The 13,608-nt window shown below is 67.0% G+C and carries 9 protein-coding genes; 1 reads left to right on the top strand and 8 read right to left on the bottom strand.

Annotated elements, in window-relative coordinates:
- Positions 1-3: 3 nt before the first annotated feature.
- On the bottom strand, positions 4-1,320 hold the full coding sequence (locus tag SLQ33_RS27805; protein ID WP_319457140.1) for an NtaA/DmoA family FMN-dependent monooxygenase: 1,317 nt from the start codon (positions 1,318-1,320) through the stop codon (positions 4-6).
- A 297-nt stretch (positions 1,321-1,617) separates the two neighbouring features.
- Here SLQ33_RS27805 and SLQ33_RS27800 point away from each other — a divergent pair, with 297 nt between their 5' ends.
- Positions 1,618-2,397 (top strand): GntR family transcriptional regulator, encoded by a 780-nt coding sequence (locus SLQ33_RS27800; RefSeq protein ID WP_319457139.1) that lies wholly within the window; start codon positions 1,618-1,620, stop codon positions 2,395-2,397.
- On the opposite strand, the gene SLQ33_RS27795 is transcribed toward SLQ33_RS27800, so the two are convergent.
- The 7 genes from SLQ33_RS27795 to SLQ33_RS27765 form a co-directional block, all read right to left on the bottom strand.
- Positions 2,369-6,208: an ABC transporter ATP-binding protein gene (locus SLQ33_RS27795; protein WP_319457138.1), complete on the bottom strand. Its 3,840-nt coding sequence runs from the start codon at positions 6,206-6,208 to the stop codon at positions 2,369-2,371. The two genes, SLQ33_RS27800 and SLQ33_RS27795, sit on opposite strands and share 29 nt — an antisense overlap.
- 75 nt (positions 6,209-6,283) lie before the next feature.
- Positions 6,284-7,279 carry an ABC transporter permease gene (locus tag SLQ33_RS27790; RefSeq protein ID WP_319457137.1) on the bottom strand — a complete coding sequence of 332 codons (996 nt, stop codon included), beginning with the start codon at positions 7,277-7,279 and terminating at the stop codon, positions 6,284-6,286.
- 16 nt (positions 7,280-7,295) lie between these two features.
- Positions 7,296-8,180 (bottom strand): ABC transporter permease, encoded by an 885-nt coding sequence (locus SLQ33_RS27785; RefSeq protein WP_319457136.1) that lies wholly within the window; start codon positions 8,178-8,180, stop codon positions 7,296-7,298.
- 147 nt (positions 8,181-8,327) lie between these two features.
- Positions 8,328-9,464, bottom strand: a complete 1,137-nt coding sequence (locus SLQ33_RS27780) for an MFS transporter (protein WP_319457135.1) — start codon at positions 9,462-9,464, stop codon at positions 8,328-8,330.
- A 48-nt stretch (positions 9,465-9,512) separates the two neighbouring features.
- Positions 9,513-10,829 carry an NtaA/DmoA family FMN-dependent monooxygenase gene (locus SLQ33_RS27775; RefSeq protein WP_319457134.1) on the bottom strand — a complete coding sequence of 439 codons (1,317 nt, stop codon included), beginning with the start codon at positions 10,827-10,829 and terminating at the stop codon, positions 9,513-9,515.
- A gap of 38 nt (positions 10,830-10,867) precedes the next feature.
- Entirely contained in the window at positions 10,868-12,184 is a 1,317-nt protein-coding gene (locus tag SLQ33_RS27770) for an NtaA/DmoA family FMN-dependent monooxygenase (RefSeq protein WP_319457133.1), read from the bottom strand.
- A gap of 36 nt (positions 12,185-12,220) precedes the next feature.
- Positions 12,221-13,531: an NtaA/DmoA family FMN-dependent monooxygenase gene (locus SLQ33_RS27765; RefSeq protein WP_319457132.1), complete on the bottom strand. Its 1,311-nt coding sequence runs from the start codon at positions 13,529-13,531 to the stop codon at positions 12,221-12,223.
- Positions 13,532-13,608 lie beyond the last annotated feature (77 nt).

Genomic DNA, 13,608 nt, shown 5'->3' with positions numbered 1-13,608 from the left:
CGTTCAAAAGCTCGTCAGGTTGCCGCGCAGATGCGGCGAGTCGTAGCTGGTCCGGGCCAGCCCGCGGACCTGCAGCTCGGGCACTAGACCGTCGGCGATCTCGGCGACCACCCGCCGGTTCAGCGGTCCGGCGACGAAGAGCAAGCCGTCGCCGCCGACTTCGGCCACCATTTTCCCCAGCTCGTCGGCCACCTCCGCCGGAGTGCCTACGGGCTCGACGGCGTGAGCTTGCGCCGCCACCTCTCGAAGGGTGCGGCGTGGATCGCCCAGCCGGGCCGCCAGTGAACTTTGGTGGCCGTTGGTCTCGAACGTGGCGGCCAGCTCCTGCAGCGGTGTGTCGACGTCATAGGGCGAGAAGTCGATGTCGGTGATGAAGCCAAGGCCGGCCAGTCCGGCCTCGGGGTTCTCCCACATCTCGTCGTCGTGCCGCTTCTTGCGATCCACCGCCTCGGCGTGGGTCTCGCCCAGGTAGGGCGTGCACAGGAATAGCACCTTGACCTGGTCCGGATCACGTCCCGCTGCCTCGGCCCGGCCACGGACGTCGTCGCGGTACTCCTTCATCTCCTCGACCGATGTCGCCGCCGCGATGATGCTGTCGGCATTTCGGGCGGCGAAGTCGCGGCCAGCGCTCGAGCCGCCGGCCTGGATCAGCGCGGGCCGACCCTGGGGCGGCGGCGTGGTGTTCAACGGCCCGCGGGTCTGGAAGAACCGGCCGTTGAAGTCCACCGGTCGGACCTTGCTGTGGTCGGCGAACATCTCGGCTTCGAGATCGGCGACGACGGCGTCGGCGTCCCACGATGACCAAAGCGCGCAGACGGCATCGGTCATCTCCTGGGCGATTTCGTAGCGCAGGTCGTGCGCGGGCTGGGCCTGCTTGCCGTAGTTCTGGGCCGCGCGATCCGAGCTGCCGGTGACGATGTTCCACCCGGCTCGGCCGCCGGACAGATTGTCAAGCGTCGCAACGAGTCTGGCCAGCAGGTAGGGCTGGTACTCGGTAACCGCCAGGGTGGGCACCACGCCGATGCGCCGGGTGGCGGTGAGCATGACCGTGGCCAGCACTGCCGGATCATGCTTGGGAACCGCCCTGGCGTGCTGGAGGTAATACCGCGTCGACTCCTCGTAGCCGTCGGGTACATACGCCGAGTCCTCGATGATCAGGTAGTCGAAGCACGCGCGTTCGAGCGCGTGGATGAAGTCCACGTGGAACTCGCCGTTCATCCAGTCCGTGGCGGCCGTTCCGCGCCATTGGCTGTTCCAGTCGTGGACCCCGAACCCATTGCCGAGAAACCAGGCCAGGTGCATGCGCCGGTCACCATTCACGTGATGCTCTCCGTCCATTCGGTCGTTGGTCCATGAAATCCACCGCGAGTCATCGGTGCGTGTCGGATGCCGAACGAACCGATTGCGCCGCGCGGACTTCGCAATGGCTACGCAATTTCGCCGCAACGCGCCGGTGGCGCAGGGGTGTGACGGGCACCCCTTCGTCATCTCCGTGTGGTGTCCATCACCAGGCGATATCACCCGCGTAAAGCTCCCGACTCCGTACCGGCGAACGGTGGAAACACACCATTTGTTAGCTAGAGATGTCGCGCCAACCACCTGAAAGGGAGGTTCTTCATGAGGCCCCTACCAACCGGACCCGTGCGGCCCGAGACGCTCTACCAGCGGAACCGGCCGACCCCGGACCGCCTCAACAACTCGCTGCGACGGACCTACGATCTGTTGCGGTCGACCCTGCAGAACGGGCAGAGCGATCAGTCCCTGGTAGAAGGCGATCTGACCGACGCGCTCTCGGCGAGCCGCAACACCGTCCGGGCGGTGCTGCAGCAGCTTGCGAAGGAGGGGCTGGTCACCCGCAGCCCCAAGCGCGGCACCCGGTCGGCAGGGTCGCTGATGCTGCGCATCAACAACCTGTCCCCCGTCAAGGAGTTCGGCGGCGGCGACTCCAGCATCCGCACCGAGCTCAGGACACTCGAGTATCGGACGCTAGGTGGCCTCCGCATGGTGCGCGAACGGCTGCAAATCCCGCCCGGCTGGACGGTGCTCATGATCGAGGCGCTGCTGGTGCAGGTGCAGGACAACGAGCCGCTGGGCATCTCGGTCAGCTACATCGCGCTAGACCCCGATCAGTGCTGCAACCTGGAGGTCGAGGAGCCCGATCCCATCCTCTTCCTGGAGCGGCAGCTCGACGTCAAGATCGCCGGGAGCCGTACCACGATCGGTGCGACCGCGGCCGACGAGCAGTCCGCAGCGTTGGTCGGCGTCGAACTCGGTGCGCCGATGATCTTCCTGGAGGACATCCTCGAGGACGAGAGCGGGCAGCCGCGTGCGCTGTCGCAGTTCAGGATGCGCAGCGACCGGATCGCCTTCACGGCGAGTGCCTCGCGCTCGGCGTGACTCCCGCGAGCTGGCCATTGGCGGACCAGAGCCCGGCGTAGCGGCCGCCCAAGGCGAGCAGTTCGTCGTGGGAGCCGTCCTCGACGATCAGCCCGTTGTCGACGACCAACACCCGTTGTGCGGTACGGGCGGTCTGCAACCTGTGGGCGATGACGATCGTGGTGCGGCCGCGCGACACCTGTCCCATGGCGCGCTGGACCTGTGCCTCGGTGGCCAGGTCCAGGTTGGCGGTGGCCTCGTCCAGCAGCAGGATGCGGGGGTCGACCAGGAGGGCGCGGGCAAGCCCGAGCAGTTGGCGCTGCCCCGCCGACAATGATCTGCCCTGCTCACTGACCGGCGTGTGGTAGCCGTAGGGCAACTCGGCAATGAATGCGTGCGCTCCGACCGCGCGGGCGGCCCGTTCCACCACCAGGTCGGGCGCATCCGGATTGCCGTAGGCGATGTTGGAGCGGATCGTCCCGGAGAACAGAAACGGCTCCTGCGGGACGTAGCCCAGCTGGCGGCGGTAAGCCACCATGTCGAGCTCCTTGATGGGCAGCCCGTCGATCAGCACCGTGCCGGAAGTGGTGTCGTAGAACCGCGCAATCAGCTTGACCAGCGTCGACTTGCCCGCCCCCGTGGTGCCGACCAGTGCGACGGTCTGCCCCGGCGGGATCTCGAGGGACACGTCGTCCATCGCGACTAGCCCGGTGCTCTCGTAGGCGAACGTGACGTGGTCGAGCTGGATCCGGCCCGCCAACCGGTCCGGCCGGACGCCGGTCTCCGCAGCAGGCGTGCCGCTGTCCGTCTGCAACAGCTCGCGCAGCTGGATCAGCGCAACGCGCGCCTGCAGCCACTGGTCGAACACGAACGACAGCTGCTGAATCGGCGTGAAGAACTGGTCCAGGTAGAGCAGGAAGGCGATGAGCACGCCGTAGCTGAGGTCGCCCGCGACCAGGCGGGGCGCCGCGACGGCGATGGCAATCGCCTTCGCGACGGTGCTGAGCAACATGAGGAAGGGGAAGAACCGCGCCATCAGCTCGGCCGAGCGCACCCGCGCCGCGCAATATGCGTCGGCCAGGACCGCGAACCGCACCTCGTTGGCCGGCTGCTGGCAGTAGGCCTGGCTCACGGCCACCCCCGCCAGGCTTTCCTGCATGTTGGCGTAGAGCAGCGAGATCCGCTCCCGGGCAAGCAGATAGGTCCGCCCCGACTCGCGTCGGAACCACAGCGTCGAGGCGATCAGGAACGGCAGCACCGCCGCGGTCGCCAAGGCCAGCAGCGGGTCCAAGATCGCCAGCGCCACCGCGATCCCGGCACAGGAGAGCAGGCTCACCATCGCCGTCAGCAGGCCCTGCTGGAGCAGCTGGGCGAAGGCCTCCACGTCGGAGGTCATCCGGGTCATGATCTTGCCGGCCATGTGCTGCTCGTAGTAGTTCAGCGAAAGCCGTTGCAAGTGAGCGAAAGTGCGCACCCGCAGCCCGAACAGCATTCGCTCCGCCGTGCGCTGGGTGAAGACCACCATCACCCTGGTGTTGATCCAGATGAGCGCCTGCACCGCCAGCAGCACCAGGCACACGGCGCCAAGCGCTTGGTGGGAGCGCTTGAGGACGCCGTGGTCGATCCCATACCGGATCAGTACCGGTGCGGAGATCCACAACACCACGTCGACCACCACCATCACGCCGGCCAGCAGCAGTGGTCGGCGGAACGGCCGGAACACACTGGCCATGGTGAGGTCACGGGTGGGCGCCATCGCTTGCGCAAGCTCGACGTCCGGGTCGTCGCGCAGTGGCGGCAGGGCCTCCACCGCGGCCAGCAGCTTGGGGGAGACGCTGGCCAGCCCGGCCAGCGTCGACGTGTCGGCGCTGACCCCGCCGGGCCCGCCCGATCCCGAGGCCGCCCGGGTGGCGGCTTCGCTGGTGTAGCTGCTCATCTTCGGTGCGCCAAGCCGCGAGACGCCCTCGGGCCAGGCCGCCGGGTCGAGGTGGGTCGCGGGCACGTGCGGTGCCGTCGAATCAGGGGACTCGGCGTCGGGCCCGGTCAGCAGCTCCCGGAACAGCCGGGAGTGAGCCAGCAGCTCCTCGGTCGTGCCGCTGTCCACGATCCGGCCGTGGTCCAGCACGATGACCCGATCTGCCAGCATCAGGGTCGAATGCCGGTGTGCGATAAGCACAGTCGTGCGCCGGGCGAGCACCTCCTCCAGTGAGCGGTGGATGGCCTGCTCGGTGCGGGCGTCGATGGCCGACGTCGCGTCGTCGAGGATGAGCACGGTCGGGTTGGTCAGTGCCGCGCGGGCCAGGGCCAGCCGCTGTCGCTGACCACCGGACAGCGTGAAGCCACGTTCTCCGACCAGTGTTTCGTAGCCTTCGGGCAGGCCGGCGACGAAGCCATGCGCGTGCGCGGCCACGGCCGCGTGCTCCACCTCGTCGTCAGTGGCATCGGGGCGACCGAATGCGATGTTGTCCCTGATCGTCGTCGAGAAGAGGAAGCCCTCTTCGAAGACGATGCCGACGGTCGCGCGCAGCGAGGTCAGGCTGTAGTTGCGGACATCGCGGTCGTCGAGCCTGACCGCTCCGGCGGTGGGGTCGCGGAAACGCGCAATCAGATGTGCCAGAGTCGATTTGCCGGAGCCGGAGGCACCGACGATGGCGATTCGCTCTCCCGGTTCGATGCGCAAGCAGATGTCGTGCAGGACCGGCTCGCCGCCCGGGTAGGCGAAGTCGACGTGGTCGAATTCCACCAAGCCGACTGGCTCGGCCAGGACGATGGGTGCTGGCGACTCCTGGACCTGCGGCTGGACCGACAACAGCTCCACGATCCGCTGCGCTCCCGCACGCGCCTGCTGGCTGGTGGCCATGAGCCCGGACAGGAAACGCACCGGGGCGACGAGCTGCAGAATGTAACTGGCGAACGCCAGGAACACGCCAACGGACACCTGATCGTTCATGACCAGCCAGCCCCCGAGTGCGAGCGCCGCGAGTTGGGTGAGTCCCGGGATCGCGTCCAGTGCTGCGGCGTACACCGCGGTGACTCGAGCGGTGCGCAGCCGGGACTGGAAGAGCTTGCCCGCCTCGTCGTGCAGCGCGTCTTGTTCCTGGCCCTCCTGACCGAACGCCTTGACGACGCGGACGCCCGTGACCGCCTCCTCGACGACTCCGGCGACGGTGCCCTGGAAGCGTTGGTCCATCCAGCTGGCCGGAAAGGACTTGCTACGGAACCGCATTGCGATGAACAGGAAGGTCGGCACCGATACCACCATGATGAGCGCGAGCATGGGGGACAGCACCACCATGACGACCAGGGAGACGATCAGCAGAGTGATGTTGCCGTACGCGACCCCAAGCTGTTGCAGGAACATCTGGATCAGCGTCAGGTCGACCGACGCCCTGGACATGATGTCGCCCGAGCGCATCTCGTCGCGGCGGGCCGCGTCGAGGTACTGCAGATGGTGGTGGACCTTGACCTGCAGATCGCGCTGGACGCGCACCGCGGCCCGCCCCCCGACGGAGCGTCGCAGGTAGTTGAATACGAAGCTGGCCAAGCCAACTCCCACGAGGATGCCTAGCCACAGCGGGAGCGAGCGCTCGCGCGCGACGATCGCGTCGTCGAGGATGACGGCCTGGATGTACGGGATCAGCCCGAGCAGCCCCATCGCGATAATGGCGAGCACCGCGCCAGCCAAGATCCCGCGTCGGTTGCGCCGGCTCAGCACGGGCGCCAGTAGGCGCAGCGTGCCGCGGTCGTAGTTCTGGTGATGCTCCGATTCGACGGGGAGCTCCGCAGGGGTCCCGATGGCTTCTGCTTCCCGCACGTCGAATGGAGTTGTCATGACTCCATCGCACCCGTCGCGCGAGTCCAGCCGGAAACCCCGCCGTTGCAAGCGGATTGCGCTACCGAGGTTTGCTCAGACGGCGACGCGCGGGTCCGCGGCGGCCTGCATGACATCGACGACGATGTTGGCCAGCACGTAGAGCACACCGATGACCAGGGTGACGCCGGCGATGGTGTTGAAGTCGCCCTTGGAGATCGCTTGGGAGATGAACAGGCCGATGCCGGGCCGGGCGAAGATCATCTCGACGACGATGCTGTTGCCGATCAGGCCAGCCAGTTGCAGACCCAGGAGTGCGAACACCGGGCCGACGGCATTGCGCAGCGCGTGCTGGATCAAGATGCGCTTTTCGCCCAAGCCCTTGGCCCGGGCGGTGCGGGTGTATTCGGCCCGCATCGTCGTTTCCAGACTGCTGCGCAGCACTCGGCCGACGGCGACCGCTGGCGTGATGGCGATGCACAGTGCCGGCAGGATGAGGTGTGCGAGCGCGTCAAGGAACAACGCGGGCCGGCCCGCCAGCAGGCTGTCGATGAGTAGGAAATGTGTTGGGCCGCTTGGGGCGTCGTACGCATAGGTCTGCCCTGTGGCCGGCAGGATGCCCAGCCACCGGTAGAAAATCAGCATGGCAAGCAGGCAGGCCAGGAACACCGGCACCGACGCGCCGGAAATCATGACCACCCGCAGCACTCCCGAACCGCGCCATCCCTGGGCGGTCGACAGACCGAGGAAGAAGCCGATCACCGCGATCAGGATGCCGGCGACGAAGACCAGTTCCAGTGTCACCGGCAGGAATTCGAGGATGTTGTGCGCTACCGGCGTGCGCGTCACCGTGGAGGTGCCGAGGTCGCCCTGCACTGCCTTGCCGAGGTAGGAGAGGAGCTGTACCGGCAGTGGGTCGTTGAGGCCCAGCTTCTCCCGAGCGGCTTCGTAGACCTCTGGGGGCGCCTTGTCGCCGATCAGCGCCACCACCGGGTCGACCGGCGCAATCTTCTGCAGCGTGAAGACGACCACGACGAGCGCGAGCAGTACGGGGATGGCACCGAGGAATCGCCGGGTGAGCGTGACGAGCATCGCCGTTTCTCCTCGGTCAGCGGTCGCGGATGCGGTCGCGTAGCGCGTCGCCGGCGAAATTGCTGACGATTGCGATCAGCCCGACCGCGATGGCGGGGAAGATCGGGATCCACCACGCGCTGAAGATGTGGGTCATGCCCTGCGCACTCATCGCGCCCAGTTCGGGCGCAGGCTGCGGCGCGCCAAGACCCAGGAAGGACAACCCCGACAGCAGCAGCACCAGCGCGGAGACGTCGAGGCTGGCGGTGACGATGGTGACCGGGACGGCACCCGGTAGCAGGTGGCGGGTGAGTTGGCGCCACCAGCCGGCCCCGGCGATCCGGGCCGCCTCCATGTGCGGTGAGGCGCGCAGCTTGCGCACCTCGGCCCGGATGATCCGGGTGTAGAGCGGCCACCACACGATCGAGACCCCGACGAGCGTGTGGAAGTAGGACGGACCAAGCGCGGCCACCACCGCGATCGCCAGGATTGGGCCTGGCAGCGACAGGAACACGTCGGTAAACCGCATCAGCATGCTGTCGACGATGCCTCCGCAGGCGCCGGCGACGAGGCCGATGATGCCGCCGATGATCACGCCCGAGGCCACGACGCCCAGCGCGCCCCACCAGCTGGTGGACATGCCGACGAGCACCCGGGACAGCAGGTCGCGGCCCACGGTGTCGGTGCCAAGCCAGTTCGCGGCGCTGGGTGCGGTCATCGGCTTTCCGGCCGGCACCAGCGGGTCGAACGGGGCGAGCGCGTGCGCGAAGATCGTGACGAAGAACATCGCCGCGAGCGCGCCGAAGGCGACCCAGCTCGAGACGGATGTGCCACGGAAGTACTGGTTGAGCGCGAGGGCGACGTTGCTCCGTGAGGGCACCCGAACCAGGGGGACTGGGACGTACGGTTGTGCGATTGCCATGACTTCTCCTGCCGGCGCTTTGTCGGACGTCTGTGGTATGAGTGCACACGCAACGGGTATCGCCAGCAGATCGTCCACGTTGCCGGGCGATTGCGCGCCGGGCCTTGAAGTTTCGGCCGGCGTCACCGGTGCGGGTTACGTGCCGAATCAGCCTGGCGCGGGGAACCGCGGCGTGATGCGCCTGCCGGTGCTGCGGGCGAGTACGACACCGACCGCGAGCACTCCGGACACCACCGTCAGGCCCCCGGCCGCCCCGAGCACGGCGATCAGCAGGTTGACGCTGCCCGCGCCAAGGAAGGACCCCACCCCGCAGGCGATGCGATAGGTCGCCACCCCGGTCGACGCGTTCGGGCTGAGCGCCACGATCAGGACGGGCGGGGCCGACAAGGCGATGCCGTCGACGACGCCGAACAGGGCCGCCGCCACCAAGAACCCGCGCAGGTCCTGCACGGTGGCCAGCACCACCACCGCGCCGATGCCGAGCATGAGCGCGAGCGCCAGGCAGCGCGCCGGTGCAATCCTGTCGAACAACCGGCCGGATATTGCCAACACGCCGATTTCGACCGCGGAGAGGACTCCGAGCGCCAGCCCGATACTCGCGGCCGACAGGCCGTAGGCGTTGCCAACCAGCGGGAGGGCGGTGTTCTCGATGCCGCTACGCAGGTAGTTGCCGAACAGGCCAAGGGATAGCGCCAGGCGCAGCAACGGGGGAACGGCGAAGTCGGGCAGCCCAATTCGGGGCCGGCCGCTGTCGGGTGGGGGCGGCAGCGTCGGCAACAGCAGGATCGCCACGACGGCGACCACCACACCGAGCCCGGCACACACCCAGAAGCTGAGTCGGTAGCCGTCCAGTCCGACGAGCAGGCTGGCGACGAGGCCGCCGGTGGGTGCGCCGAACGCCGCGCCGAGCAGCTGGAGCCCCTGATTGGAACCCAGCACGCGGTGGGGACTGCTGCTGTGCATCCGGACCGCGACCTGCAACGCCGCCCCGGCGATCGCCGCGCTTGCCACCCCCTGAAGAACACGCGAGGCGAACAGGCCGGGCGCTCCTTGAGAGAGGGCGTAGCACCCCTCGCTGGCCGCAAACAACACCAGCCCGGTCGCGACCGTCGCGCGTGCGTCGATGCGGGTGGTGACGCGGGTGCCGAGTACGTCCACGGCGATGGCGCCCAGCGCCGAGACCATGATGAACACCGTCACCTGGGCGGTGGACAGGCCCAGTTTGATGGCGTAGAGCAGTTCGATCGGCGCCGTCATGGCCATGACGAAGCCGACCAGGACCATGGTGACCGAATGGCTCCAGGGTCGGGGGCTACTGATGGTGGGTGCTCATCAGAACTCGCGGAGTGTTTCGCGCAGAGTGGGTTTGGTGTATTCGGTGCGGGTCAGGCCCTGCCGCTGCAACGCCGGGACGAGACCGTCGCAGATCGACTCGATGTACTTGCGCGACAGGTCCCAACCGGGCTTGGCAATCAGGAAGCCATCGCCGCCGACTTCTTCCATGGCCTCGCCCATCTTCTTGGCGACCTGCTCGGGGGTGCCGACGAGCTCCAGGCCGCGCTTGGCCCGGTGCATGACGAGCTGGCGCAATGTCTTTGGGCCGGGGCTGCCGTCGCCGCGCATGAAGTACTCCAGCGAGCCGCGTTCGCCGTTGGTGGTCAAATCGGCAGGCAGCGGCTCATCGAGGTCGAACCGCTTGAAGTCGATCTCGGTGTTCGACGAGATGCTGACCAGTGACTTCTCCACGTACGAGGGGTGATTGAGCAGCCGCTCGACCTCGGCGCGGGCTTCGGATTCGGTGGCGGCGATCGTGGGGGAGACGACGAACAGCAGTTTGATGTCGTCGGGGTTGCGGCCAGCGGCCTCGGCGCGGGCGCGGACGTCGTCGCGGTATTCCTTCATGCCCTCGATCCCGGTGCCGACGGCGATGACCGCGTCGGCGGCACCGGCGGCGAACTGGCGGCCCTTCGGGGAGGCGCCTGCCTGCAGGAAGGTGGGCCGATGTTGTGGGGAGGGAACGGTGTTGAGCGGCCCGCGAGACTTGAAGTACTTGCCGTGAAAGTCGATGGTGTTGACCTTGTTGTAGTCGGCGTAGGTGTGGGTTTCGCGGTCCATCACCACGGCGTCGGCTTCCCACGAGTCCCAGAGATGGGTGACGACGTCGAAGTACTCCTCGGCCACGTTGTAGCGTTCGTCGTGCTCCGGGAGACCGTCGAGTCCGAAGTTCTGCGCAGCCCGGTCTTCGGCCGAGGACACGATGTTCCAGCCGAACCGGCCTTCTGTGATCGAGTCGACCGTCGAGCACAGCCGCGCCAACAGATACGGCGGGTAGAAACTCGTCGAGAGGGTCGCGACCACACCCATCTTGGCGGTGTGGGCCGCGATGAGCACGGCCAGCGGGACGGGGTCGTGCTTGGGTGCGAAAGCCGAATGCTTCAGCGCCCCTTCCATGGTCGCGCCGTATGCGTCGGCCACCATGACGGTGTCCTCGATCATGATCAGGTCGAAGCACGCTCGTTCCATGCTGCGGGCCATGTCGACGTAGAACTGCCCGTTCGGCCACTTCCGCGCGTCTGGCGAGGCGTCGTCGGTGTCCCACTCCGGCGGGATGAAGTTCATGAACCAGCCGAGGTGAAACTTCTTGGTCATCTCGATATCTCCGTCAATCTCGTTGGGCTGCGGGGGCGTTAGAACTCGCGCAGGGTTTCGCGCAGGGTGGACTTGGTGTACTCGGTGCGCATCAGGCCGCGCCGCTGCAGTGCGGGCACTAGGCCGTCGCAGACCTCGGTGATGTACTCGCGGGACAGATCGCGTCCGCCCCTGCTGATCAGGAAGCCGTCGCCACCGATCGCCTCCATGGCCTCGCCCATCTTCTCGGCGACCTGGTCGGCGGTGCCGACCAGCTCGAGACCGCGGGTGGTCCGCTCGTGAGTGAGCTGGCGCAGCGTCTTGGGGCCGGGCGCCCCGTTGCCGCGCATGAAGTGCTCCAGTGAGCCGCGTTCGCCGTTGGTGGTCAAGTCCGCAGGCAGCGGCTCGTCGAGATCGAACTGCTTGAAGTCGATCTCGGTGTTCGACGAAATGCCAACGAGGGCCTTCTCTTCGAAGTTCGGAGCCGCGGCGAACCGGGCCACCTTCGCGCGGGCCTCTTCCTCGGTGGCGGCGATCGTCGGGGAGACGACGAAGAACAACTTGATGTCGTCGGGGTTGCGGCCTGCCGCCTTGGCCCTGGCGCGGACGTCGTCGCGGTACTCCTTCATCCCCTCGACCCCGGTGCCGACCGCGATGATCGCATCGGCCGCGCCCGCGGCGAACTGCCGGCCCTTCGGGGACGCGCCGGCCTGCAGGAAGGTGGGTCGGTGCTGAGGGGAGGGCACGGTGTTCAGTGGCCCGCGCGATTTGAAGTACTTGCCGTGAAAGTCGATGGTGTGGACCTTGTTGAAGTCGGCGTAGGTGTGGGTTTCGCGGTCCATCACCACCGCGTCGGCCTCCCAGGAGTCCCAGAGTTGGGTGACGACGTCGAAGTACTCCTCGGCGACGTTGTAGCGCTCGTCGTGCTCGGGCAGCCCGTCGAGCCCGAAGTTCTGCGCCGCCCGGTCCTCGGCCGAGGACACGATGTTCCAGCCGAACCGGCCCCCCGCAATCGAATCCGCCGTCGAGCACAACCGCGCCAACAGATACGGCGGGTAGAAGCTGGTCGACATCGTCGCCACCACTCCGAGATGCGTTGTGTTGACCGCAACTTGGATCGCCAACGGCACTGGGTCCTGCTTTGGCGCGAAGATCGCGTTCTTCAGCGAGCCCTCCATGGTGCCGCCGTAGGCGTCGGCCACCATCACGGTGTCCTCGATCATCATGAAGTCGAAACAGGCCCGCTCCATGCTTCGCGCCATGTCGACGTAGAACCGCCCGTCGGCCCAGTTGGCTACCTCGGGCGACGCCCACTCGGACTCCCAGTCCGGCGGCGTGAAGTTCATGAACCAGCCGAGGTGAAGCTTCTTGGTCATCTCGATATCTCCTGAATCTCGTTGGGGTGCAGGGTATTAGAACTCGCGGAGTGTTTCGCGCAGAGTGGGTTTGGTGTATTCGGTGCGGGTCAGACCGCGCCGCTGCAACTCGGGCACCAGGCCGTCGCAGATCGATTCGATGTAGCTACGGGTCAGCCCCCGCCGCCAGACGAGGAAGCCGTCGCCGCCAATCTCGGTGATGGCGGCCTCCATATCGTCGGCGACCTGCGCGGGGGTCCCGATGAACTCCATCCCGAAGGAGGATGCGGCGACGGCGAGCTCACGCAGCGTCTTGGGCCCGGGGCTGCCGTCGCCGCGCATGAAGTGTTCCAGCGATCCGCGTTCGCCGTTGGTGGTAAGGCCCTGTGGCAGTGGCTCATCGAGCGGGAACTGCTTGAAGTCGATCTCGGTGTTCGACGAGATCGCGACGAGGGCCTTTTCGACGAACCGGTCGGACGCGCCGAACCGATTGTGTGCCGCGCGGGCCTCTTCCTCGGTTGCGGCGACGGTCGGCGACACGACGAAGAGCACCTTGATGTCGTCGGGGTTGCGGCCGGCCGCCTTCGCCCGCGCGCGAACGTCATCGCGGTACTCCTTCATTCCTTCAATTCCGGTGCCGACGGCGATGATCGCGTCGGCGGCACCGGCGGCGAACGCCCGTCCCCGCGGGGAGGCGCCGGCCTGCAGGAAGGTCGGTCGATGTTGTGGAGACGGCACGGTGTTGAGCGGCCCGCGGGACTTGAAGTACTTGCCGTGAAAGTCGATGGTGTGGACTTTGTTGAAGTCGGCGAAGGTGTTGGTCTTTCGATCCATCACCACCGCGTCGGCTTCCCAGGAGTCCCAGAGTTGGTTGACGACGTCGAAGTACTCCTCGGCCACGTTGTAGCGCTCGTCGTGCTCGGGCAGCCCGTCGAGCCCGAAGTTCTGCGCCGCCCGGTCTTCGGCGGAGGACACGATGTTCCACCCGAATCGGCCCTCTGCGATCGAGTCGACGGTCGAGCACAGCCGTGCCAATAGATATGGCGGGTAGAAGCTCGTCGACATCGTCGCGACCACCCCGAGATTTGTGGTGTTGACCGCGACCTGGACGGCCAGCGGCACCGGGTCCTGCTTGGGCGCGAAGATGGCGTTCTTGAGTGAGCCCTCCATGGTGCCGCCGTAGGCGTCGGCCACCATGACGGTGTCCTCGATCATCATGAAGTCGAAACAGGCGCGCTCCATGCTGCGGGCCATGTCGACGTGGAAGCGTCCATTCGCCCAGTCGGTTACATCCGGCGAGGCCCACTCGGATTCCCAATCCGGCGGGATGAAGTTCATGAACCAGCCGAGGTGAAATTTCTTGGTCATCGCCGCTCCTGGGTTCGCCCGTCCCTTCCGAAACCATCACAGCGCCCGCGGATGTCGCAGTGAATGCGCCACCGTGG

It is taken from the genome of Mycobacterium sp. RTGN6 (assembly GCF_033804605.1).
Taxonomy (GTDB): domain Bacteria; phylum Actinomycetota; class Actinomycetes; order Mycobacteriales; family Mycobacteriaceae; genus Mycobacterium.
Note: the sequence above shows the minus strand (reverse complement) of the source record. Positions and strands in the feature narration are given on the sequence as shown.